The 23,314-nt window shown below is 72.2% G+C and carries 23 protein-coding genes and 3 tRNA genes; 12 read left to right on the top strand and 14 right to left on the bottom strand.

What is annotated here, in order from left to right; translation table 11 throughout:
* Positions 1-211 precede the first annotated feature (211 nt).
* From ACIPEQ_RS13935 to ACIPEQ_RS13960, 6 genes are all read left to right on the top strand, one after another.
* A complete protein-coding gene (locus tag ACIPEQ_RS13935) occupies positions 212-910 on the top strand; it encodes a YceI family protein (protein ID WP_402715619.1) in 699 nt (232 codons plus the stop codon).
* A complete protein-coding gene (locus tag ACIPEQ_RS13940) occupies positions 907-1,422 on the top strand; it encodes a sigma-70 family RNA polymerase sigma factor (protein WP_402715620.1) in 516 nt (171 codons plus the stop codon). The genes ACIPEQ_RS13935 and ACIPEQ_RS13940 overlap by 4 nt, the downstream gene beginning before the upstream one ends.
* Positions 1,419-2,174, top strand: coding sequence for an anti-sigma factor family protein (locus ACIPEQ_RS13945; RefSeq protein WP_402715621.1), 756 nt, complete (start codon positions 1,419-1,421; stop codon positions 2,172-2,174). The genes ACIPEQ_RS13940 and ACIPEQ_RS13945 overlap by 4 nt, the downstream gene beginning before the upstream one ends.
* A 7-nt stretch (positions 2,175-2,181) precedes the next feature.
* On the top strand, positions 2,182-3,057 hold the full coding sequence (locus ACIPEQ_RS13950; protein ID WP_402715622.1) for a serine hydrolase domain-containing protein: 876 nt from the start codon (positions 2,182-2,184) through the stop codon (positions 3,055-3,057).
* 138 nt (positions 3,058-3,195) lie between these two features.
* On the top strand, positions 3,196-3,936 hold the full coding sequence (locus tag ACIPEQ_RS13955; RefSeq protein ID WP_402715623.1) for a M23 family metallopeptidase: 741 nt from the start codon (positions 3,196-3,198) through the stop codon (positions 3,934-3,936).
* A gap of 54 nt (positions 3,937-3,990) precedes the next feature.
* Complete coding sequence (locus ACIPEQ_RS13960) at positions 3,991-4,173, top strand: hypothetical protein (protein ID WP_402715624.1); 183 nt, start codon at positions 3,991-3,993, stop codon at positions 4,171-4,173.
* 46 nt (positions 4,174-4,219) lie between these two features.
* On the opposite strand, the gene ACIPEQ_RS13965 is transcribed toward ACIPEQ_RS13960, so the two are convergent.
* Positions 4,220-4,684: a MarR family winged helix-turn-helix transcriptional regulator gene (locus tag ACIPEQ_RS13965; protein ID WP_402715625.1), complete on the bottom strand. Its 465-nt coding sequence runs from the start codon at positions 4,682-4,684 to the stop codon at positions 4,220-4,222.
* 118 nt (positions 4,685-4,802) lie between these two features.
* Here ACIPEQ_RS13965 and ACIPEQ_RS13970 point away from each other — a divergent pair, with 118 nt between their 5' ends.
* Positions 4,803-8,405, top strand: coding sequence for a proline dehydrogenase family protein (locus ACIPEQ_RS13970; protein ID WP_402715626.1), 3,603 nt, complete (start codon positions 4,803-4,805; stop codon positions 8,403-8,405).
* 35 nt (positions 8,406-8,440) lie between these two features.
* Positions 8,441-8,653, top strand: coding sequence for a hypothetical protein (locus ACIPEQ_RS13975; protein ID WP_402715627.1), 213 nt, complete (start codon positions 8,441-8,443; stop codon positions 8,651-8,653).
* A gap of 10 nt (positions 8,654-8,663) precedes the next feature.
* On the opposite strand, the gene ACIPEQ_RS13980 is transcribed toward ACIPEQ_RS13975, so the two are convergent.
* From ACIPEQ_RS13980 to ACIPEQ_RS14015, 8 genes are all read right to left on the bottom strand, one after another.
* Complete coding sequence (locus tag ACIPEQ_RS13980; RefSeq protein ID WP_402715628.1) at positions 8,664-9,029, bottom strand: hypothetical protein; 366 nt, start codon at positions 9,027-9,029, stop codon at positions 8,664-8,666.
* Positions 9,026-10,021, bottom strand: coding sequence for an SDR family oxidoreductase (locus ACIPEQ_RS13985; protein WP_402715629.1), 996 nt, complete (start codon positions 10,019-10,021; stop codon positions 9,026-9,028). The genes ACIPEQ_RS13980 and ACIPEQ_RS13985 overlap by 4 nt, the downstream gene beginning before the upstream one ends.
* Before the next feature lie 87 nt (positions 10,022-10,108).
* Entirely contained in the window at positions 10,109-11,380 is a 1,272-nt protein-coding gene (locus ACIPEQ_RS13990; protein WP_402715630.1) for a phosphatidylserine decarboxylase family protein, read from the bottom strand.
* 103 nt (positions 11,381-11,483) lie between these two features.
* Positions 11,484-13,178 (bottom strand): hypothetical protein, encoded by a 1,695-nt coding sequence (locus ACIPEQ_RS13995; protein WP_402715631.1) that lies wholly within the window; start codon positions 13,176-13,178, stop codon positions 11,484-11,486.
* An 84-nt stretch (positions 13,179-13,262) separates the two neighbouring features.
* Complete coding sequence (locus tag ACIPEQ_RS14000) at positions 13,263-14,045, bottom strand: YqjF family protein (protein WP_402715632.1); 783 nt, start codon at positions 14,043-14,045, stop codon at positions 13,263-13,265.
* Positions 14,042-14,872: a nitroreductase family protein gene (locus tag ACIPEQ_RS14005; protein WP_402715633.1), complete on the bottom strand. Its 831-nt coding sequence runs from the start codon at positions 14,870-14,872 to the stop codon at positions 14,042-14,044. The genes ACIPEQ_RS14000 and ACIPEQ_RS14005 overlap by 4 nt, the downstream gene beginning before the upstream one ends.
* 28 nt (positions 14,873-14,900) lie before the next feature.
* Positions 14,901-15,260 carry a hypothetical protein gene (locus ACIPEQ_RS14010; RefSeq protein ID WP_402715634.1) on the bottom strand — a complete coding sequence of 120 codons (360 nt, stop codon included), beginning with the start codon at positions 15,258-15,260 and terminating at the stop codon, positions 14,901-14,903.
* Positions 15,261-15,283: 23 nt separating this feature from the next.
* On the bottom strand, positions 15,284-15,721 hold the full coding sequence (locus tag ACIPEQ_RS14015) for an Lrp/AsnC family transcriptional regulator (RefSeq protein ID WP_058729711.1): 438 nt from the start codon (positions 15,719-15,721) through the stop codon (positions 15,284-15,286).
* A gap of 235 nt (positions 15,722-15,956) precedes the next feature.
* On the opposite strand from ACIPEQ_RS14015, the gene ddaH reads away from it, so the two are divergent.
* Positions 15,957-16,844, top strand: a complete 888-nt coding sequence (gene ddaH, locus ACIPEQ_RS14020; RefSeq protein WP_402715635.1) for a dimethylargininase — start codon at positions 15,957-15,959, stop codon at positions 16,842-16,844.
* A gap of 2 nt (positions 16,845-16,846) precedes the next feature.
* Entirely contained in the window at positions 16,847-18,124 is a 1,278-nt protein-coding gene (rocD, locus tag ACIPEQ_RS14025; RefSeq protein WP_402715636.1) for an ornithine--oxo-acid transaminase, read from the top strand.
* A 227-nt stretch (positions 18,125-18,351) separates the two neighbouring features.
* On the opposite strand, the gene ACIPEQ_RS14030 is transcribed toward rocD, so the two are convergent.
* Positions 18,352-19,347 (bottom strand): SDR family oxidoreductase, encoded by a 996-nt coding sequence (locus ACIPEQ_RS14030; RefSeq protein WP_402715637.1) that lies wholly within the window; start codon positions 19,345-19,347, stop codon positions 18,352-18,354.
* A gap of 58 nt (positions 19,348-19,405) precedes the next feature.
* The gene (locus ACIPEQ_RS14035) at positions 19,406-20,092 is read right to left on the bottom strand and encodes a hypothetical protein (RefSeq protein ID WP_402715638.1); all 687 of its coding nucleotides are present in this window, start codon (positions 20,090-20,092) and stop codon (positions 19,406-19,408) included.
* A 177-nt stretch (positions 20,093-20,269) separates the two neighbouring features.
* Between ACIPEQ_RS14035 and ACIPEQ_RS14040 the strand changes: the two genes are divergently transcribed.
* Positions 20,270-21,280: an aldo/keto reductase family protein gene (locus ACIPEQ_RS14040; RefSeq protein WP_402715639.1), complete on the top strand. Its 1,011-nt coding sequence runs from the start codon at positions 20,270-20,272 to the stop codon at positions 21,278-21,280.
* A 209-nt stretch (positions 21,281-21,489) separates the two neighbouring features.
* On the opposite strand, the gene ACIPEQ_RS14045 is transcribed toward ACIPEQ_RS14040, so the two are convergent.
* From ACIPEQ_RS14045 to ACIPEQ_RS14055, 3 genes are all read right to left on the bottom strand, one after another.
* Positions 21,490-21,562 (bottom strand) — tRNA-Phe (locus ACIPEQ_RS14045).
* 1 nt (position 21,563) lies between these two features.
* Positions 21,564-21,640: transfer RNA gene (locus ACIPEQ_RS14050), tRNA-Asp, on the bottom strand.
* 50 nt (positions 21,641-21,690) lie between these two features.
* Positions 21,691-21,763: transfer RNA gene (locus ACIPEQ_RS14055), tRNA-Glu, on the bottom strand.
* A gap of 255 nt (positions 21,764-22,018) precedes the next feature.
* Here ACIPEQ_RS14055 and ACIPEQ_RS14060 point away from each other — a divergent pair.
* Positions 22,019-23,296, top strand: a complete 1,278-nt coding sequence (locus ACIPEQ_RS14060) for a peptidoglycan DD-metalloendopeptidase family protein (RefSeq protein WP_402715640.1) — start codon at positions 22,019-22,021, stop codon at positions 23,294-23,296.
* Positions 23,297-23,314 lie beyond the last annotated feature (18 nt).

Raw genomic sequence — 23,314 nt, forward strand, 5'->3', positions numbered from 1 at the left:
ACGCTGCGGGCCTGCTGAACCAGACCTTCAAGACCGACGCCGTCAAGGGCGGCCTCCTGGTCGGCACCGCGACCATCACCGCCCAGATCAAGTAACACCCTCGCGGCACACCACCGCACCCCACGACGCGAAGGCGCCGCCCCCGACCAGGGGACGGCGCCTTCCGCCGTACCCGGGTGAACGATCCGGCCCCCTGTCTCGTCGTCAGGGCATGGGACTCCGCACACGCACGAAGGTCATCATCGGCATCGCCACCGGTGTCGTCGTCATCGGCGCAGCCGCCGTCATCGCCGGCCCGGTCATCTACGCGAACACGGTCAACGGCCAGGCCGCAGCAGCCCCCTCGCTGAGCGCCGCTCCGTCCGGCTCCGGCGGAACGCTCGAGGTGGCGCAGGCCGACGGCACCTGGACGAGCACGAGCAGTTCGTACGCCGGGTACCGCGTGCACGAGGTCCTGCAGGGCAATGATGTGAACGTGGTCGGACGGACGAAGGACGTGCAGGGCACCGCGACGGTCGACGGCGGTTCCCTGACGAAGGCGACGGTCACGGTGCAGGTCGCGAAGATCACCACGCCCGAGTCCGCCCGCGACGAGTACTTCCGCACGAAGGCCCTGCAGACCGACCGCTACCCGACGGCGACGTTCGCGCTCACCGAGCCCGTCGACGTCTCCGGCGCGCTCGACGGCAGCACGCAGGACGTCACCCTCAACGGCACGATGGACCTGCACGGCGTCGAGAAGCCCGTCACGGCCGACGCACAGGTCGCGGTGACGAAGGACGGCGGCGTCCAGGTCGTCGGTTCGGTCCCGATCGCCTTCGCCGACTACGGGGTCGAGGCCCCGTCGCTCGGCTTCGTCACCGTGGACGGGAAGGGCTCCGTCGAGTTCTCCCTCGACCTGGCGAAGTGACCGTGACGAGCCGTTCCGCGGACGAGCTGCTGGCGACGCTGTACCGCGAGCACGGCGACGCGCTCACCCGGTACGTCCGGCACCTGACGCGGGACGGCTCGATCGTCGAGGACGTCGTGCAGGAGACGATGGTGCGCGCCTGGCAGCGGCCGGCCGTGCTCGAACGGGCACCCGACAGCGCCCGCGCCTGGCTCTTCACGGTCGCCCGGAACCTGGTCGTCGACGACGCCCGCTCCGCACGCAACCGCCGCGAGCAGGGCTCCGAGCACCCGGTCGACCGTGCCGAGGCCGACCGGACGGACGCGGTGCTCGACCGCATCGTCGTCGCGGACGCGCTCGCCTCGCTCAGCCCGGACCACCGCCGCGTGGTGGTCGACGCCTACTGGCTCGGCCACACCGTGCCGGAGATCGCACGACGACACGACATCCCCGAGGGCACCGCGAAGTCGCGGTTGCACTACGGACTGCGGGCAGTCCGGCTCGCACTGCAGGAACGAGGAGTGACCCGATGAGCGTGGACCCGACCGCGCACGACCGGTACGCCGAGTGGGACGCCGCGTACGTCCTCGGTTCGCTGCCGCCCGACGAACGACTCGAGTACGAGCGGCACCTCGAGACGTGCGACCGCTGCAGGGCGGCCGTCGCCGAGCTCGTCGGCCTGCCCGGGCTGCTCGCGAAGCTGCCGGCCGACCAGGCGGTCGAGATCGCGGAACCGGACGGGAGGCCCGACACGCGTTCCGAGAGCTCCCTCGCCGCCGTCGCGCACCGCGTCCGGCACCGTCGGCGTCGTCGCCGGGTCTGGGTCGCCGCCACCGCGGGGCTGGCGGTCGTCGCCGCCGTGCTCGGCGGGCTCGCCGTGGGCACCGCCGGTGACCGCGGTGGCACGGTGCAGGCCGGTGGCGCGCCGACGACCTCCGCACCGACGACCTCGGGAGCAGGCGCCCGCTACACGATGACCGGGGCGCAGGGCCTCGACGTCGACCTGGCCGTGCGTGGCGAGCAGTGGGGCACGCGCTTCGACTGGGGCTGCTCCTACGGCGGCAAGCAGTGGTCGGCGGACGGCTCGGTGATGTACGACCTCGTGGTGGTCCGGAAGGACGGCTCCGTGCAGACCGTCGCGTCGTGGTCGGCCGCCGGAGCCGAGGCCCGCGGGCTGTCGGCGTCGACGGACGTGCCGCGCGACGAGATCGCCGAGGTCCAGGTCCGGCTGCGCGGGGAACGCGGGTCCCTGGCGAGCACCGACCTCGCCGAGCACGCGGGATGATCGACGGGTGAACCGCGCCGTACCCGTGCTCCACGACGTCGTCCGTCAGGTCGAGCGGGCGGGCTTCCGCGCCCACGGCCTGCACGTCCTGGTCGGCGACGACACCGCCCACCACCACTGGTCCGCCGACGTCCGCCGCGACGTGCACTCCGTCGCGAAGGGCGTGGTCGTCCTTGCGGCCGGCATCGCCGCGGACGACGGAGCGCTCTCGCTCGACGAACGGGTCGGCGCGCTGCTGCCCGACGTCGTGCTCGGACCGGGCGTGCAGGACGTCACGCTCCGGCACCTGCTGACGATGACGAGCGGCATCGACATGCCGTGGTCGCCGACCGAGACGAGCGACTGGCCCGACCTCGCCCGGGAGTTCCTCGGGCGCCCGACCGCCGGACGGTCGTTCCAGTACGCGAACGCGAGCACCTACACGGCCGCACGAGCCCTCGCCGCCCGGGTCGGTGACGTCGGCTCCTTCGTGCAGGAGCGTCTCCTCGGTCCGCTCGGCATCGAGGACGTCCGGTGGGACCGCTGCCCACTCGGCCACGTCGTCGCCGGCGGTGGGCTGTGGCTCCGCACCGCCGAGGTCGCACGCATCGGCCGGTTGCTGCGCGACCGCGGCGCGGCGGACGGTCGGCAGCTCGTCCCCGCGGCGGTCGTCGACGCGATGCACACCGACTGGGTCGTGGCGGGGTCGTCACCGTCGTACGACCGCTACGCCCTCGCGGGTTGGGGCGGCCCGGGCCGGACCTGGCGGCTGCACGGGGCGTACGGGCAGCTCGTGCTCCTGGACCCGGTCGCCGACGCCGTCGTGACCCTCACCGCGGACGACCACGAGCGAGCCGACGTGACGGCCGCAGCGGTCGCGGAGGTGCTCGCAGCCGTCCGCTGAGCCGACCCGGTCGAGGTCGTTCGGCACCCCTCGAACGGGGGACGGAACGGTCGGTTGAGTTGCCGACTACAACCGCGAGCCCGGTGCTCGTACGGTCGTCCAGGGGGACGAAGGGGTCGTCCTCCGGAGAGGGGAGATGTGGACACCACACCGAACGAGGGCTCGCCGACCAGGCGCCAGCTCCTCACACTCGCCGGTGCAGCAGCAGGGGCTGCAGCGCTGGGCGGGATCGGGTTCTCCGGTGCCCCGGCCTTCGCGGCGGTGGCGTGGCGGTACCCGTTCCGCGAGCGACACGTGGTCTCGTCGGGGTTCGGGCCGCGCGTGTCGCCGGGCGGGGTCGGCAGCACGAACCACCAGGGGATCGACTTCGCCGCCGGTACCGGAACACAGATCTACGCGATCGCCGCGGGGACGGTGATCGACCAGTCGACGACGACGGGCTACGGCTGGCTGACGAAGATCCAGCACGGTGACGGGTACGTCAGCTGGTACGGCCACCAGAGTGCGTTCCAGGTCAGCAAGGGCGCCAAGGTCTCGTCCGGTCAGAAGATCGGGCGGGTCGGGAGTACCGGGAACTCGACCGGGGCGCACCTGCACCTCGGTATCACGCTGAACGGCACCTTCATCGATCCGGCGCCGCTCATCGTGAACGCTCCGCTCCCCGGGGACTCCGCGCCTCCGCAGCAGCTCGACGACGACTTCACGATCATCCGGTCACCCGGACGCGGCGCAGCCGTCCTCGGCGCGGGGTACTTCCGCAGCCTGCCGACGGCCGAGTTCGAGCAGTGCGCGATCGCTCTGTTCGGCGACCCGGTCGACGGGAACGACCGGCAGTTCGACCTCTGGAAGGCCACCGCCATCGGTGGCACCAAGGCCTGACCGGCCCTTCCTGGCCCCCTGTACGCAGACACGCCCTGACGAAGGAACGACACCATGAAGCTCATCCAGTCCACCAACCGCGGCATCGCGATCATCGGCCCCGGCTACTTCAAGGGCCTGAGTGCCGGCGAAGAGGTCACCCAGGCCGTCAACCTCTGGGGCAACCCGACCATCGGCAACGACCGGCAGTTCGACGTCTGGAAGGCGATCGCGCTGCAGGGCACGACCGCCGGCTGATCCGGTCGCGCACGAGGCCCGTCGGGACGCTCCGTACCGACGGGCCTCAGTCCTGTGGTTCGACCGGGCCGAGCGCCTCGAGGACGCGGTGAGAGACGGACCGCAGGGTGTCCGCGTCGGCTGCCACGGGCCTCCAGAACAGCTCCTCGAGTGCCGCGGTGTGCGCGCGGATGCCGGCGAGCACCGCCCGGCGACCCTCGGTCGTCATCGTCACCCAGCTGCCGCGCCCGTCCGTGGGGCAGTCCGCTCGCTCGACGAGCCCGCGCCCGACCATCCGGGTGACCTGGTGGCTCACGCGCGACTTCTCCCACCCGATGCCCGCCGCGACGTCGCGGACCCGCAACCGGTGGTCGGGAGCGCGCTGCAGGCCGATCAGGATCTCGAACTCCGGGATCGAGATGCCCGCGCCCTGCTGGACGGCCTGGTCGAGCGCCCGGTCGAGCCGACGCCAGACGTCGTGGAAAGCGTCCCAGGTCGCCCAGTCGTGCCCCTCGCCGCCCTGCTCCGCCATGTCGGCCAGCGTAACCAGCGGTGGTGCCACGGGCACGAGGATCATCCGTTCGGCTGACTCCGGGGCGGCACTCGGCGCGCTCAGAGGTCACGTCGGACGCCCGGCATACGATCACTCCATGCCGACCCCGCACCTCCGAGACTGCACCGACGACGTGGTCACGCTGGCACAGGGGTGGATCGAGACGGCCCGCGGCGTGAAGCCGGAGCCCGCCGCCGCGCGTCTGGCAGAGCTGCTGGCCGACGATCGCGGCGCGGAGTTCGCGCGGACGTTCGTCGACGTCGTGGTCCGGCCGGAGGACCCGAAGGTCGTCGCCCGGAACCTCGAGCGTGCGAGCCGGGCGGTGCCGGACGACCTCGCCTGGTACCTCCGCGGCGCGGTGACGGTCGGCGGTGGCTTCGCGACCATGGCACCGTGGGCGGTCGTCCCCTCGGCGCGGAAGGTGCTCCGGCGGCTCGCGGGACACCTCGTCGTCGACGCCACACCGGCGCGGACCCCCGCGGCGTTGGCGAAGGTCGGAGGTCCGGACACCCGCGTCGACGTCGACCTGCTCGGTCCCGCCGTGCTCGGACCGGCCGGACGTGACCGACGGCTCGCGGCGATCGACGAGCTCCTGCGCCAGGACGTCGCCGCCGTGACCGTCGACCTCGACGCCGTGCTGCCGCCGGTGTCCCCGTGGGACCTCGACGCCGCCGTCGCCGACGCGGTCGAGCACCTCACACCGCTCCTGCACACCGCGGCGAGCCGACCGACCCCGTCCGTGATCACCCTGCAGACGGGGCGGGCACAGGACGTCGAGCGCACCGTCGCGGTGCTGCTGGCACTGCTCGGTCGGGACGCCACCGCCACGCTCACCCTCGGGGTCACCCTGCCCGCCGAGCTGCCCGAGTCGCTCGACCTGCTCGACCGGGTGACGGCGGCGGGGCGGGAGCGACGGGCAGCCGGCGGGGCGCCCGTGCGCGTCCGGTTCACCAAGGGCACGCTCCTCGCCACCGACCGGGTCGACGCCGTGCTCGGGAGCCGACCGCTCGCCGTGACCGCGGACACCCGCACGACGGACACCGCGTACCTGCGCCTGCTCGACACGGCGATCGATCCCGAGCGGACGGACGCCGTGCACGTCGGCGTCGCCACCCACGACCCGTTCGCCCTCGCGACCGCGCACGTGCTCGCGGAGCGCCGCGGCGTGCTCGACGCCGTCGAACCCGAGGTGCTCCTCGGGACGACCCGGTACGCCGAGGTGCTGCGCAGGGCGTTCGGCCGCGTGGTCCTCGGCGTCCCGCTCGTGCGACCCGACGAGTTCGACGCCGCCGTCCCGTACCTCGCCCGCCGCCTGCGCGAGGTCGCCGACCCCCGGTCCGTGGTGACCGCGGCCGGGGCTGCGGGGCCGGCTCGCGCGGCGACGACCGCTGCGGTCGGGGCGGGCGCTCCCGGCTCGGAGGACGACGCCGCCGTCGAGCGTGCCGCAGCCGAGCACGTCGACGCCGTGGCCGCCCTCGTCCGTCCCGCGCCGCCCACCCGTCGCACCCAGGACCGCCGCCGACCGCCGGGTGACCCGGTGCTGCGCTCGGCCGCCGAGAACACCCCGGACACCGACCCCTCGACGTCGGGCAACCGCGCTTGGGCGGCCGAGCTGCTCGGGCGGGTGCCGGAGTCGCAGCGGGGCGTCCGGACCATCCGCGCCGCCCGGATCACCGACCGCGGACACCTCGAACGACTCGTCGCCCGCACCGCACAGGCCGGCGTCAACTGGGGCCGGCAGGACCCGGAGGACCGTGCCGAGCTGTTCGACCTGATCGGCCACGCGCTCGAGACCCACCGCGGCGCACTCGTCGAGACGATGATCGCCGAGGTCGGCCTCACCCTGAGCGAGGCCGACGGTGAGGTCAGCCGAGCCGTCGATGCCGCCTCGCACGCCGCCGACCGGACGCGGCACCTGGAGGACATCACCGGCGCCGTCCCGGTGCCGCCGCGCCTGACGGTCGTCGTGCCGTCGTGGAACGCGCCGCTCCTCGACGCCGCCGACGGCGTGCTCACCGCGCTCGCCGCGGGGAGCGGGGTCGTGCTCCAGCCCGCCACCGCCGCCCGACGCACCGGGGCCGTCTTCGCCGACGTGCTCTGGGACGCCGGGGTTCCGCACTCCCTGCTCCAGCTCGTCGACCTCGACGGCAGCGACCTCTCCCGCGACCTCGTGGCGCACCCCGCCGTCGACCGCGTCGTGCTCACCGGTACCCCCGAGACCGCCCGCTCCTACCGCTGGTGGCGCGCGGACCTGCCCCTCGTGGCGGAGACCACCGGGGTCGTCACCGCGGTCGTCACCCCCTCGGCCGACCTCGACCAGGCGGTGCGGGACGTCGTGACCTCCGCCTTCGCCCGAGCCGGACAGGCGGCGTCGGCGGTGTCGCTGCTCGTGCTCGTGGGCTCCGTGGGGGAGAGCCCGCGCTTCCGCGAGCAGCTCGCCGATGCCGTCCGGGGCCTGCGCACCGCGTGGCCGACGGACCCGACCGCCCAGGTCGGCCCGCTCGTCGCCGAGCCGACCGGCGCCGTCCGGACCGCGCTCACCGAGCTGCGCCCGGGGGAGTCCTGGCTCGTCGAACCGGTCGCGCTCGACGGCACCGGTCGGCTCTGGTCGCCCGGTGTGCGCGACGGGGTCCGTGCCACCGCCGACCTGTCGCGCTCCGCGGTGCCCGCACCCGTGCTCGACGTCGTGCGCGTGGAGACCCTCGACGAGGCGATCGCGCTGCAGCACTCCGTCGACGGTGGCTCCGTCGCGGCACTCCACACGCTGGACCCCGACGAGGTCGCGACGTGGTCCGACCGCACCCGCGCCGGCGTGCTCGTCGTCGACCGGCCGACGACCGGAGCCCGTCCCGGACGCCAGCCCGTCGGCGGGTGGCGGGGGACCGCGGTGGGACCGACCGTGCACCGCGGCGGCCCGCTGGCCGTGATCGGCGCGGACCGCTGGGACCCGACCCGACGACAACCGCACCGGAGCATCCAGCTGCAGGGCCTCGGGAACCGGGTCACCGCGGTCATCGAGGCAGCACGGGCCGGACTGTCCTTCGAGGAGTTCGACCGCGTCCGCGCCGGGGCCGAGAGCGACGCCGCGGCCCGGGCGTCCCTGTACGGCCGGTCGCGGGACACGGCGGACCTGGTGGTCGAGCGGAACGTCATCCGCTTCCGCCCGCAGTCGGTCGTGGTCCGGCAGTCCTCCGGCGTAGGAGCCGGCGAGCTCGTCCGCGTGCTCGTCGCCGCGACCGCAGCCCGCGCGCACGTGCTCCTCAGCACCGCCCGGCCCCTGCCCGCCGAACTCCTGCCGCTGTTCTCCAGGGCCCGGTCTCCCCTCGACGTGGTCGACCAGGTCGTCGAGGACGACGCCACGTTCCTCGGCCGTGCGGCCGCGGGCACCCTGCTGCAGGACGGCTGGTCGGACGGGACGGAGCCCGAGCTCGACCCGATCGACATGGTGCTCGCGCAGGGCGCGGAGCCGCGGCGCAACGTGGCCTTCGGCGGTCCGGGGTCGCGCGTGCGGCTGCTCGGCGGCGACGCTCGCGCCCTCGAGGAGGCCCTGGGCGCCGGCACCGACACGACCATCCACGACGACCCCGTGGTGGAGTCCGGCATCGTCGAGATGCTGCACTTCCTGCGGGAGCAGACGGTGTCCGTCACCGCGCACCGGCACGGCGACGTCTCCCGAGCCTTCAGTCGACTGCGGCTCTGAGCGACCGGACCGGACGCGGGCGTAGCGTCCGGAGCATGAACGCACGAGCGAACGACGACGAGGTCCAGACCGCCCCCGTGATGGACGGCGCCACCGAGGCCACCAACGACGAGAAGCTGCACGGCCTGGTCGAGCAGGTCGAGCACGACCACGGCGACGAGGGTGGCGGCGCGATGGCCGACCACCTGCGCGACCGCATGGACGAGACGGGCGTCGAGGAGGAGCACCCGAACGACGAGGTCGAGTAGTCCCTCCCTGTCAGCGTCGGCGCGGGCGTCCGCGTCCCGTGCCGACGAGGCCGATCTCGAGCGCGGTCAGCACCACCGCGACCACGAGCTGGCGAGCGGCGAACCCGCGAGTCTGCCGGTCGAGGGCGATGAGCGGCACCATCGAGACACCGTGCGTGGCGTCGACCACTGCACCGAGCACGTGTGCCTCCGGTGCGGCCGCACGGGTGAGCAGCGCGGCCTGCACGAGCTGACGCACACCGAGCATCCGACCGAACACGGCGACCCGGCCCGTCGACCCGCGCGAGGCGAGCAGGTGGGCGACACCGATGGCGGCGCGGAGTCCCTCCACCCACCGGGCTCGCTGCCGCCGGTCCCTGCGGATGCGGCGGCTCATCGGCGCTTCCCCGCGGCCAGGGCGATCGCGCCCGCGACACCGACGGCGGCGCCGATGATGCCGTTGCCGAGCCGGCGGTGCTCCACCCACCAGGTCTGCGGCGACCAGGCGTGCGCCGAGTCGTCGAAGACGCCGTGCGCGCCGTGGTCGCCGGGGACGGGCTCGTGCAGGTTCGTCGGCAGCGACTGCCCGTCCTTCTGCTCGGCCTGCTGCCCGCTCACCAGGGTCTTCGCCGCGTACCAGTCGGCGAAGCGGCCGTTTATCCGGTTGCCCAGGATCGTGTAGACGGTCGACTCGCCCACCCACGTGCGACGGCGCGGCCGTTCGGCAGTGACGGCGATCGCCCGGGCGCCGACCTCGGGCTGGTAGATCGGTGCGACGGGCTGCGGGTGGTGCGGCAGCAGCGACTTCACCCAGTTGAACTGCACGGTGTTGAGTGCCGGCATGTCGACGCGGCTCACGGCCACCCTGCTGCCCTGCTCCGTGAGCTCGGAGACCACCGACTCGGTGAACCCGACGATGGCGTGCTTCGCGCTGCAGTAGGCGGCCTGCAGGGGGATGCCCCGGAAGCCCAGCGCCGAGCCGACCTGGATGACGTGCCCGCGGTCACGGGGGACCATGCGCGCGAGCGCCGCGCGGGTGCCGTTCACGAAGCCGAGGAAGTTGACGTCGACGGCGCGCTCGAAGTCGTCGGGCCCGGTGTCCGTGAAGCGCCCGAAGACCCCGACCATCACGCAGTTCACCCAGAGGTCGATCGGCCCGAGCTCCTGCTCGGTGCGGTCGGCGGCGGCTTCGACGGCCTGGCGGTCGGCCACGTCGGCGATCAGCGCGAGCCCCCGGCGACCGACGGCCTCGACCTCGGCGACCGCGGCGTCGACACCGTCACGTCCACGGGCGAGGACGGCGACGTCCCACCCCCGGGCCGCGAGTTCGCGGACGGTCGCCCGCCCGAGTCCTGCCGAACCACCGGTCACCACTGCCACGCGCGTCATGCTGTCCGTTGTACGCAGGTCCGCGTGCACGCTGGTCCAGACGGTGTCCCCCGGGTGCTGTCCTGCCGCCGGGCTCGCGCAGCGGGCTCAGCCCACGGACCGCCGCCGTGCCGTCGCCAGGTGCGACCGCACGGGCAGCACCGACGGCTCCTCCTCCGGCGCCTGCGGCAGCGCCCCGAGCGAGAAGGACTCGACCACGTCCGGCCCGAACAGCACGCACACCGACGATCCGCCGAACTGGAAGTACCCGAGCTCGTCGCCCTTGCCGACCCGTGTACCGGCCTCGATCCCCTCGCCGATCACGCACGACGACACGTCGGACATCCCGACGAACACGACCGCGATCGTCCCGATGGTCGGATCGTCGGCGTCGATGAGCACGATTGCCCGGGTGGCGACGTGAGCCAGGTACCCCTGCGACAGCTGGGGCTCGGCGGCATCGGCGCCCTGCGAGGACGCCTCGGAGTAGTATGTGCCCGGCTCGACCCAGGCGCGCAGGACCGTCCCGGCCACCGGGCTGTGCCAGCGGTGGTACTCGAGCGCACTGAGGAAGGCCTGCCAGACGGTGCCGTCGACGAACAGGTCGGCCGTCTCGTCGCCGGCGAGCAGCTCCTCGACCGAGTACGGCTCGGCCTTCGCCCAGAACTCGTCGAGCCGGTGGACGCGGCTCGCGATCCGGTACGGGGTGGCCTCGCACGGGCTGACCACCACGGCGTCGTCGTCTGGTGATGCCACCGGCCGCTCACCGTCCCTGAAGCGCCGCGTGAAGAAGTCGTTCCACGACCCGAAGCCCCAGTGCTCGGCATCGGCGTCGTGCTCGAACCGGTCCATGCCGACCGCCCGCCGAGCGGCGTCGCTGCACCACCCGGAGGGCGCGTCGACGAGCACCTCGAGGGACTTGTCACTCGACAGGAAGTCGCACCACCCCTGCAGGATCGTCCGGAGCGCGTCGTTCACGCGCGGGTCCCGGTAGAAGGCGAAGCCCGCCGGGGTGGCCTTCGTCCAGTCGAGTACGCCGTCGAGCGGGGTCATCACCATCTGCTCGTCGCTGTACTCGGGCGCCGTCGTGACGACCTCGTCGACGAGTTCGAGCAGTTCCGCGAACGACTCGAGGTGCCGGTCCTGGTACGCACGACCGGCGGGGACCTGCTCGATCATCTGGTGTGCGTGCATGCGCAGGACGGGGTCGCCCTCGACGAGGTCACGGAGGGCCGAGACCGCCGGGTGCAGCGCCCGGTCGGGGTCGCGCTCCTGGTGGCGCTCGCGGCGGCCGCGGAGCCAGGCCTCGAGCCCGCTCTGGTCCTGCGGGAGCCATCCCGCGCGGCGTCGGACGTCCTGCTGCTGCGATGCACCGGTCACGTCTCAGACGGTACTCACGCACCGAGGATGCCGTCGCAGCTCCGAGGACGACGGAACCCCGCCGATCCGAGGATCGGCGGGGTTCCGTGGGATCGTGAACTGGTCAGCGTTCGACGGTGACCTCGGTCGTCGCGACCTTGTCCCACACGCTCGCGTGCGGATTCGTCTTGGCAAGGAACGTCAGCTTGTACCGGCCGGGTGCCTGGTAGACCTTCGCGGCGAAGTGGCCGTCATGCACGGCGTACTCACCGGCCCGCTTCCCGTTGACGAAGACCAGGACGGACTCGCCCGGGGCCGTACCCGTGTACGTGACGAAGCCCTCCGAGTCGAGCCGCAGCGAACCCGACTGGTCGACCGCGAGCTCGACGGGCGAGGTCTCGCCGTTGCCGTCGCCGGGCTGCTCGCCGCCGCCGCCGGGCTTGTCGCCGCTGTCACGGACGACGTAGCGGAGGGTGGTCTGGGTGACGGGTGCGCCGTGTTCGGTGGTGGAGAGGGCGATGGACGCGATCTGCCAGCCGGGGGTGGTGGCTGGGACGTCGACGGACCAGTGGCCGTCGTGGACCTCGGTGGTGGTGTCGGAGCCGTGCTCGAGGTCGCGGACGGTGATCCAGCCGCTGGAGGCGCGGCCGGAGAGGGTGACCTTGCCGTCCTTCGGGGTGAGTTCGGCGCCCTGCTGCTGGTCGAGGCGCAGCGATGCGGGGTCGACCTGCTCGCCGCCGCCGTTCCCGTCGCCGGGCTCGTCGCTGTCGTCGCGGACGACGTAGCGCAGGACGGTGCGGGCGAGGGGGGCACCCTGTTCGGTGTTGGAGAGGGCGATGAGCGCGTACTGGGGGCCGGTGGCGGCGGGGATGTCGACGCTCCAGCGGCCGTTCTGGACCTGGGCGGTGGCGAGGATCTGCTCGTTGCCCCCGCGAATGGTGACCCAGCCACTGGAGGCGCGACCGGAGAGGGTGACCTTGCCGTCCTTCGGGGTGAGTTCGGCGCCCTGCTGCTGGTCGAGGCGCAGCGATGCGGGGTCGGCCTGCTCGCCGCCGCCGTTCCCGTCGCCGGGCTTGTCGCCGCCGCCGTTCCCGTCACCGGGCTTACCGCCGCCGGAGCCTTCGCCGGAGCCGCTGTCGGTGGCTCCGAACGTGTAGTGGTCGTCGGACTCGAGCGATTCCTTCGCACCGAGCACCTGCTTCGCCCGCACCTGGTTGTCACCCGCGCGGAACTCGACGGGGACCGTGGCGACACCGTCACCCGAGGCCGTGACGACCTCCGACCGGCCGTTCGAGACGACCGTCACCTCGGCGCCCGGGAGCGCTTCGTACCGCATCTCGTGGACGAACTGGCCGTGTGCGACCGCACGGGCGATCTCCTCGAGGCGCCGCTCCGAGCTGAGGTCGAGCGGCGCGGACAGGGGGAGCTCGCGGAAGTCGAGATCGACCACGCGGACCGTCGACGACTGCCCGGTGTCCACCGCGTACCGCGCGGTGTCCTGACCGTTCGGCTTCACCTGGAAGACAATCGGCTTCTGCGGATCGCCGCTCTTCGCGTCGACGGCCTCGCCCGACGGGTCCAGCAGGCGCACGACCGTCGGCGCGTCGACGGTGACGCGCACCTCGACCCACTGCAGGGCACCGACCCGCTGAGGCGCCTGCTGGACGTCGGTGATGGCGGTACTGGTCTTCTTCGCAGACGATGCGACCTGACGAGCGTGGTGCTCGGGCGCGGCGAACGCGCCGGAGCTCGCAGCGCCGACGACGATGCAGCTCGCGAGGACCACGGCGGACCCGACGGTCAGTGGGCGGAGGTTCATGCTGTTCCCTTTCAGAGATCCAACGGACCCCAGAAGGTTACGTATGTAGAATACACAATTCTGTTGACCTGCCGAATGCGATGCTCAACGCCCTCGCCCGAACCGCGTGGTCACCCCCGGCGAGTACAGCACCGAGTCCGGTTCCAGCCCGGACAGCCCGAAGGGCAGCCCCGCAGCCGCCACCAGGTCGTCCCGCAGCGACACGAGGGACGCCCGGTGCAGCGGCCACGCCTCGTGCTCGTTCGGCCAGTACCGCGTCGCGCCCACCCGCCGCACGTGCATGCCCCACCGCGCCGTCAGGAACGTCTCGAGTGGTGTCGGCTCCTCGACGACGTCCCCCACGCGCACGTCGAAGGCTGATCGCAGGTGCGTCCCGTGCCGCCGCATCGCGTACCCGACCCGGTCGTCGGTCCTCCGGATCGCCGCGTGCGCCCACCAGTACGGCAGACCCGTCGCCACCCGCGCGCCGACCGTCGGCAGCAGCTTCCCTGCGTCGAGCGACAGGAACGCGACACCCCGCCGGCCCTGGTCGTCGCGCGTGTAGACCCGCACGTTGACCTCGACGAAGTCGCCGACGCTGCCGGCTCGGCCGAGCCGACCGAGCGGCGGGAAGCGCGTGTCCGTGAACCGGAACCCGATGAGGCCCACCCACGTGGTGACCCCGTCGTCCGTCCCGTCGAGCGCCATCGTGTCCGGGAAGGCCCCGTCGGGCAGCAGCGGTGCCACCGCCGACACGTCGACGCGCCAGTGCACGAACACCACGTCGAGCCAGTCCTGCGAGATCCACGGCACACCGCGCAGGGGCGGCGCCTCCGGCGAGACGGCCGGGAGGCCCCGCTCGCCCCCGTCAGGCCGTCCGGCGGTCACGAGACGGTCCCGTCGGTCGCGCGCGCAGCGTCCGGCACGTCGTCCCACCCCTGCTGCGGGGTGTCGCAGGTCCCGCGGAACACGTACTGCGACGGGCGCTTCCGCTCGCTCGACGTCCAGTCGATCGCGGGCCGTCGACGCTCCGGCGGCAGGTACCCGATCCGGTACACGGCCATCAGCTCGAACTCCGGCGGGACCCGCAGCAGCCCCTCGATCTCCTCCCACGCGCCGGGAGTCTCCATCGGGAAGGACACGAACTGGATCCCGAGGCCGAGCTCGGTCGTGGCGAGCCAGACGTTCTCCATCGCAGCGCCCATGCTGAACACCGAGTAGAAGCCCGAGAGCTCCTCCTTCCGGTACTCGTGCCGGTCGAGCAGCACGCCGAGCAGCAGCGGCGACCCGGCGACGAGCTTCCGGTTCTCCTCGCCGAGGGTCTGCGGCACCCGGAGCGTGTTCATGAGCAGCTGCCCGCGCTTCGTGAACACCTGCTTCGTGAAGGGCTTGAGCGGCCCGGGGAGCTTGTCGAACAGCATCCCGTCGCGCCGCTCGTCCATCTCGGCCTGCGAGAACCGGAAGTACGGCTTGTACCGCTCGAAGAACGTGCCCGCCGCCATCGTCCGGGTCATCGAGCGACCGCTGATCTCGGCGACGCGGTCGATCGTCGGGCGCTCCTCGACCAGGACGAACCGCCACGGCTGGCTGTTGAGCTGCGAGGGTGCCCGTCCGGCGAGCTCCATGAGCAGCCGCTGGTGTTCCTCGGACACCGGGTCGGGCAGGAACGCCCCGTTGGTCGTGCGTCGGCGTCGGATGGCCTCGAAGAGCTCCACGTGCGTCCCTCGTGTCTCGTGGTCGTGGTCAGCGCCGAGCGAGCAACGCCCCCAGGTAGGACGGTGCGGCGACGACCGCGACTCTCCAGTGTGCTCCGGAGCGGGGGTTCGTGCGTGGAGCGAGTGCGAGGGGCACCAGGGCCGGCAGCAGGAAGAGTGCCGAGCGGTCGCGGGTCCAGACGGGGGTGGTCGCGGCGACGCCGGTCAGGGTCGCGGTGACGACGAAGAGGCCGTGGTGCACGACGCGGAGCTTCTTCGTCCGGATGATCCGGACCGCGACGGCGGTGCCCCAGAGGCAGTTCGCGACGTACGCGACGGCGGCCGCGGTGACCAGGCGGCGGGCCGCCGGCCGACGTGCGGGGGCCGCGCCGCGCCTCCAGGCCGTCATCCCGATCCCCACGACCGCGACCCTCAGGCGGACTCGCGGCTGACCAGCTTGGACAGGACGATCGCGCTGCGGGTGTGGTCCACCTGCGGGGCCAGGCGCACCCGGTCGAGCGCCAGCTCGAGCGCCGGCAGGTCCCGCGACCGCATGTGCACCACGGCGTCGGCGCTGCCCGTGACCGTGCCCGCGTCGACGACCTCGGGGACGGTGTCGAGCAGCGTGCGGAGCTCGTCGGGTGAGACCGTGCCGCGGCAGTACAGCTCGACCCAGGCCTCGGTGCCGCGGTCCTCGACCGCGGGGTCGACCTTGATCGTGAAGCCCTGGATGACCCCGTCGGCGACCAGGCGATCCACCCGACGCTTGACCGCGGACGCGGAGAGTCCGACCACCGACCCGATGTCGCCGTAGCCGGCTCGGGCGTTCTCCCGGAGCTGGTCCAGGATGCGGTGGTCGAGCGTGTCCATGTTCGTCAATCGTACGCGGGGTTCTTGCGAGCCGGGTGCGTCCGACGCAGGAATCGTGCGTCACCCGAACGGGTGCCACGCGCTCGTGGACGGGGTACTGCACCGACCGGACCGTTCGTGCAAGACTCTGGGCAGGCGTCGACCTGGTCCGCCTCCGGCGAGTGAGCCTGCGTCTCGTCGGAGCTCTCCCGTGGTGGTTCCTGGCAGGCTCGGGCCAGAAGTCCCAGGAGGACTGATGTCGAACACCGCAACCGAACCGCAGGCCGCACCGGCCCGTGTCGCCACGAAGCGCACGATCCTGATGTGCAAGCCGACGCACTACACGGTCAGCTACCGGATCAACCCGTGGATGCACCCCGAGGAGCCGACCGACACGTCGAAGGCCGTCGAGCAGTGGCAGTCGCTCGTCGACGTCTACGAGCAGCTCGGCTTCGACATCTCGTACATCGAGCCGATCGAGGGCCTGCCGGACATGGTCTACGCGGCCAACGGCGGCTTCGTGCTCGACGGCGTCGCGTACGGCGCGAAGTTCCAGTACCCCGAGCGCCAGCCCGAGGGCCCCGCGTACATGGACTGGTTCCGCAGCGCCGGCCTGACCGTCGCCGAGCCCGAGGAGACCAACGAGGGCGAGGGTGACTTCCTGCTCATCGGCGACACCATCTTCGCCGGTACCGGCTTCCGCTCGGACAGCACCTCGCACGAGGAGCTCGCCCGCATCTACGGCCGCGAGGTCGTCACCCTGAAGCTCATCAACCCGAGCTTCTACCACCTCGACACCGCCATCGCCGTGCTCGACCCGGAGCCCGACGCGTCCGGCCGTTCGAACATCGCCTACCTCGAGAGCGCCTTCGACGAGGCCTCGCTGGTGATCCTGCGCGAGCGCTTCCCGGACGCGATCATCGCGACCGAGGAGGACGCCGCGATCCTCGGCCTCAACTCGTACTCCGACGGCTACAACGTCGTGATCGCCTCGCGCGCTGTCCGGTTCGCCGAGCAGCTGCGCGAGAAGGGCTACAACCCGATCGGCGTCGACCTGTCCGAGCTCCTGCTCGGCGGCGGCGGCGTGAAGTGCTGCACGCTCGACCTGCACCCCGTCGGCACCGGCACCTCGGTCGCGCGGTAGCCGTGAGCACCGCGACCGGAGCCGGTACCCACACGGGTGCCGGCGCGTCCGGCGACGCCGCCACCGCCGCACGCGGTGGTGCCACCGCCGCTGCGCTCGCCGTCGAGGACCGCTCCCTCGCCCACAACTACAGCCCGCTGCCGGTCGTCATCGCGTCCGGCCAGGGAGCGTGGGTGACCGACGTCGACGGCAAGCGCTACCTGGACGGACTCGCCGCGTACTCCGCGGTGAACTTCGGCCACGGCAACCCCCGGCTGCTCGACGCCGCCCGGGCCCAGCTCGACCGGGTGACCCTGACGAGCCGCGCGTTCGTGAACGACCGCCTCGGCCCGTTCGCCGCCGCTCTGGCGTCGTTGACCGACACCGAACTCGTGCTCCCGATGAACACCGGTGCCGAGGCCGTCGAGTCGGCGATCAAGGTCTCCCGCGCCTGGGGCTACCGGGTCAAGGGCGTGCCGGCGGGGCAGGCCACGATCGTCGTCGCGTCCGGGAACTTCCACGGCCGCACCACGACGATCGTCTCGTTCTCGGACGACCCCTCGGCCCGCGAGGACTTCGGGCCGTACACGCCCGGCTTCCGGACGGTGCCGTACGGCGACGCTCTCGCGCTCAGGGAGGCGATGGACGAGACCGTCGTCGCCGTGCTGCTCGAGCCGATCCAGGGCGAGGGCGGGGTCGTCATCCCGCCCTCCGACTACCTGCCGGCCGTGCGCGGGATCTGCGACGAGTTCGGCGCGCTGTTCGTCGCCGACGAGATCCAGTCCGGCCTCGGGCGGACCGGGCACACCCTCGCCGTCCAGCGCGTCGACGTCCGCCCCGACCTCGTCACGCTCGGCAAGGCCCTCGGCGGCGGGATCGTCCCGGTCTCCGCGGTCGTCGGCTCCCGCGAGGTGCTCGGCGTCCTGCGTCCGGGCGAGCACGGGTCGACGTTCGGCGGGAACCCGCTCGCGGCCGCCGTCGGGTCCGAGGTCGTCGCCATGCTCGGCGAGGGCACCTTCCAGCAGCGCGCGCTCGACGGGGAACCGCTGCTCCGCGGGCTGCTCGACGAGCTCGTGGGACACGGCGTGGTCTCGCACCGCGTCGCCGGCCTGTGGGCGGGGATCGACATCGACCCCGCGCTCGGCACCGGCAAGGAGATCGCGCACGACCTGGCCGACCGGGGCGTGCTCGTGAAGGACACGCACGGGTCGACCATCCGCTTCGCGCCGCCGCTCGTCGTCACCGACGACGAGGTGCGCCTGGCGATCGGGACCCTCGGCGAGGTGCTGGCCGCGCGCTAGACGCGACCACCTGTCGGACGGGAGGCGCGTGGCGGGTCCGCCACGCGCCTCCCGTCCGTCTGCGCCCGGGTCGCGCCCGTGCCGGCCGTCGCGCCGTTCGGCACAACGGGAAGCACGTCGCGCCACGCGGTTCCGCGGCGCGACGTGCTTCCGGTTGTGCACCGGCACGTCGTGCCGCGTGCCGCGCCGCGCGTCACGCGCACGCGGTCGCAGAGCGCGCCGTCGCGTCAGCGCACCTGCCACCGCTCCACGAGCTGGTCCATCAGCCCGTCGAGCCGCTCGTCCGTCACCTGGCGCGACGGGTCGGCGTCGAACCACGCGACGATCTCCCGCGCGCCCTGCCGGATCGAGGTCGTCTGTGCGAACTCCGGCACGAGCGTCTGCACCTTCGTGTTGTCGAAGACCGACGTGTTCGCCTTGTCCCCGAGCAGGCTCGCACCCCAGTCGGCGTCGAGCGCGTCGATCGCATCGCTCGGCACGTGCACGATCTGCAGGTCGTCGACCACCGCCGCCGCCGCGAGCTCGTGCGCGATGCGGTCCCAGGTCGGTGCCTCGTCGCCGGTGATGTGGAAGGCCTCGCCGATCGCCTCGGCCCGGTCGAGCAGCCCCACGAAGCCGACCGCGAAATCGCGCGCGTGCGTGATCGTCCACAGCGAGCTGCCGTCCCCGCACACCACGACCGGCTTCCCCGCGCGCATCCGCCCGAGCACCGTCCACCCGCCGGAGAACGGCACGAGCGTCTCGTCGTAGGTGTGCGACGGCCGGATGATCGTCATCGGGAAGTCGTCCTCGCGGTACGCCTCCACGAGCAGGTCCTCGCACGCGATCTTGTCGCGCGAGTACTGCCAGAACGGGTTCTTCAACGGTGTCGACTCGGTGATCGGCAGGTGCGTCGCGGGCGTCTGGTACGCCGAGGCCGACGAGATGAAGACGTACTGGTTCGTCCGACCGGTGAACACCTCGATGTCCCGTTGCACCTGGTCGGGCGTGAACGCCACGAAGTCGATGACGACGTCCCAGTGCTGGTCGCCGATCGCGGCTTCCAGCGCGGTGCGGTCCGACACGTCGGCCTGGAGGCGCGTCACGGCATCCGGGATCGGCCGCTTGTCCGTCGCGCCCCGGTTGAGCACGGTGACGTCGAACCCCTGCTCGACGGCTTCGCGGACGCACGCGGCGCTGATGATGCCGCTGCCGCCGATGAACAGCACGCTCGGTCCCGACATGGATGCTCCTTCGCTCCCGGCGGTGCCGCTGTGCACCGCGCCCCTGCGATCCTGCCCCTCAGCCGCTGGGTCGGGCATCGAGTACCGCGCCGAGCGACGTCACGTCCGCCGCCCACTCGGCGGCCATGGGGTGGACCCAGCCGAGCAGGTCGAGTGCGTCGTCGAGGCCGCGGCGGAGGTCCCGCTGGTGGATCGGCTCGTGGTGGGCGGCGCGGTTCCGGGCCAGGTGCAACCGGTGCATGCGTCCTTCCACCTCGCGACGCCGGGAACGCAGGTCGACCGGACCGCGCGGGAACGCCCGGTGCAGATCGGGAACCCAGAGCGACGCATGGTACCGGGAGCTGAGGAGGTACCTCCAGAAGCCGAAGCTCAGCTCGGCCAGGACCCGATCATGCCGTCCGCTGGCTCCGCCGCGTGCCGCGCGTTCCTTCGCCTTGTCGACGTCGTGCCTTCCCCGCGGGTCGAGCGGTGCCGCGTCGAGCCAATCGCCTGCGCGCCTGCGGTTCGCCCACGATGTGAGCTCGCGATCCATCGCGTTCCGACTGACGACTTCGACAGCCGCGGTCAGTTCCATCACGCCCGCCGCGACGCGGACGTTCCACTCGTACAACCGCATCGCGCCGGATCGGGTCCGAGTCGCACGCAGGTAGGAAGCCAGCCTCGCCTCGGTCAGCAGCTCGACGATGACGGCATCCCGTTCTTCTGCTCCTTCCCCCAGACCTGCCTCCCCTGTACACTTGTCCACGAAGACCCCGGAACGATCCCTGGCTCAGGCCACATCGCCGGGGTTTCGTCTCGTCACCGGACAACTGATACTTCACCGTATCCCATGCGAGGCGAACGGTGGAAGGGGCCCGGGCGTCGCGGACTACCGTCACGGTCGGGGCGCACCGACGCGCTCCACGACAGGAGTGACACGCACATGGAGTACCGCTACCTCGGCAACTCGGGCCTCAAGGTGTCCGAGATCACCTACGGCAACTGGCTCACCCACGCATCCCAGGTCGAGAACGACGCGGCGATCGCCTGCGTCCGGGCCGCGCTCGACGTCGGCATCTCGACCTTCGACACCGCCGACGTCTACGCGAACACCGGCGCCGAGACCGTCCTCGGCGAAGCACTCAAGGGGGAGCGTCGTCAGTCCCTCGAGATCGCCACGAAGGTCTTCGGTCCCACCGGCCCGAAGGGGCACAACGACACCGGGCTGAGCCGGAAGCACATCCTCGAGTCGATCGACGGGTCGCTCGAGCGGCTGCAGACCGACTACGTCGACCTGTACCAGGCACACCGCTTCGACCACGAGACCCCGCTCGAGGAGACGATGCAGGCCTTTGCCGACGTCGTTCGGCAGGGCAAGGTCCTGTACGTCGGCGTCTCGGAGTGGACCGCGGACCAGCTCCGGGCCGGCGCGGCACTGGCGAAGGACCTCGGTTTCCAGCTCATCTCGAACCAGCCGCAGTACTCGGCGCTCTGGCGGGTCATCGAGGGCGAGGTCGTCCCCGCGTCGAAGGAGCTCGGGATCTCGCAGATCGTCTGGTCGCCGATCGCCCAGGGGGTCCTGACCGGCAAGTACCAGCCCGGCCAGCCGCTGCCGGAGGGCTCGCGTGCCACCGACGACAAGGGCGGCGCGAAGATGATCGAGCGGTTCATGAACGACGAGACGCTGTCGGCGGTGCAGGAGCTGAAGCCGATCGCGGACGAGCTCAGCCTGTCGATGGCGCAGCTCGCGGTGGCCTGGGTGCTGCGGAACGAGAACGTGGCGTCGGCGATCATCGGCGCCTCGCGTCCGGAGCAGGTGCACGACAACGCCGGCGCGGCCGGGGTGCAGATCCCTGCCGAGCTGATGTCCCGCATCGACGACGCTCTCGGGTCGGTCGTCGAGCGTGACCCGGCGAAGACGAACGACAGCAGCCCGAAGACCCGCGAGGCCTGAGGCCGCGAAGCGCCGGCGGCGCCGGCGGCGCCGGCGCTCGGACGGCTCGCGGTCAGCACAATGGGAAGCACGTCGCGCCAGGGAAGTCCGTGGCGCGACGTGCTCCCGGTTGTGCGCGAGCAGGTCGAGCCACCGAAGTGCGACGAGCGACGGGCGCACCGGCCGGGAACGCAAAAGAGCCCCTCACTCTCGTGAGGGGCTCTTCACCGTGGCTGGACACGGCATCGATCCGTGGACCTTTCGATTTTCAGTCGAACGCTCTACCAACTGAGCTATCCAGCCGTGGCGACCCTGACGGGACTTGAACCCGCGACCTCCGCCGTGACAGGGCGGCACGCTAACCAACTGCGCTACAGGGCCATATTGTGTTGTGTTCGGTGTCGTACTGCTGCTTGCTCACTCACGTGGAGTGACCCCAACGGGATTCGAACCCGTGCTGCCGCCGTGAAAGGGCGGTGTCCTAGGCCACTAAACGATAGGGCCGCAAGCTGCGCCGTGCGCTACCGGGAGTCAAGCATACGGACGGTCCGCGTGATGCACAAATCGAACGCCCCCGAGCGTGCATCCCCGGCGTGTCGCGCCCTGCCGATGCTGCTCGGGCCATGGTCCGGTGCGACCATCGTGGGCGGCCTGGACCCTCGCTCGGGGGTGTCCCTGCCGTGACCCGTGTTGTTACTGTTGCGTCTGTTGACAGTGTGGCGTGTCCGAGCCTCGCCGCACCGTTACGAGATCGAGACCATGTCGCCTGCACCCCACCGCATCCCCAGCTCCCGCCGCCGCGTCCTCGCCGCCGCGGTCGCCGTTGTGCTCTCCGCCGGGGCCCTCGCCGCGGTCGGCCCGGTCGCCGCGGCCTCGGCCACGAGCTACCCCAGCTGGTCGGACGTCGAGCAGGCGAAGGCATCGAAGGACGCCCAGCAGGCCAAGGTCACCGAGATCAAGGCGCTCCTCCAGGACCTGACCGCGAAGGCATCGGCCGCGCAGCAGGAGTCCGAGGCGGCCGGCACGGCGTACCAGACGGCGCAGACGAAGTACGACGCCGCGACCCTCGAGCAGCAGACGCTGCAGCAGCAGGCGGATGCAGCAGACCGCACGGCGAAGCGCTCGGAGGAGCAGGCCGGGCAGCTCGCCGCGCAGCTCGGTCGCGCCAGCGCGAACGACGTGACGACCGACATCCTCACGCACCCGTCCGACTCCGGCGACCTGCTCTACGAGCTCGGCGCGATGTCGAAGCTCACCGAGCAGGCCGACGGCATCTACTCGCAGGCCTCGCAGGACCGCGGGGTCGCGCAGGGCCTCGCCGACCGCTCCGAGCAGGCCAAGGAGGCCCTCGGCGCCCTCGCCGACGCGGCCCAGGCGAAGATGCAGGCCGCCCAGGACGCCGCTGATCGCGCGCAGACCGCCGTCGACGCGCAGGCGGACAACAAGTCCCGGCTCGAGGCCCAGCTCACCCTCTTGACCACGAACGCGCAGGACGTCGAGGCGGCGTACGACAAGGGCGTCGCCGAGGCGAAGGCGCAGGAGGCCGCCCGGGCAGCTGCGGCGGCGCAGGCAGCAGCGCAGGCCGGGGCGACGAGCCAGGGCGGCACGGGTGGCGGTGCGCCGAACTCCTCCGGCTGGGTCCGTCCCGCCGGCGGGTACCAGACGAGCCCCTACGGCTACCGCGTCGACCCGTACACGCACAACCGGGCACTGCACGCCGGTGTCGACCTCGCGCCCGCCTGCTACGCCCCGATCTACGCCGCCCACTCGGGCACGGTGACGTTCGCCGCGAACGGCGGCGGCTACGGCAACGAGGTCGTGCTGGACAACGGCGGCGGCATCTCCACCGCCTACGGGCACATCGTCGACGGCGGCATCCTCGTCTCCGTCGGGCAGCACGTCGAGGCCGGGCAGCAGATCGCGAAGATCGGCTCCACCGGCTGGTCGACGGGGTGCCACCTCCACTTCGAGACCCGGGTGAACGGTTCCGCCGTCGACCCGGTCCCCTTCATGGCAGCGCGGGGGATCTCGGTATGAGCAACAGCGCCGTCGAGA

It is taken from the genome of Curtobacterium sp. NPDC087080, assembly GCF_044745105.1.
Lineage (GTDB): Bacteria > Actinomycetota > Actinomycetes > Actinomycetales > Microbacteriaceae > Curtobacterium.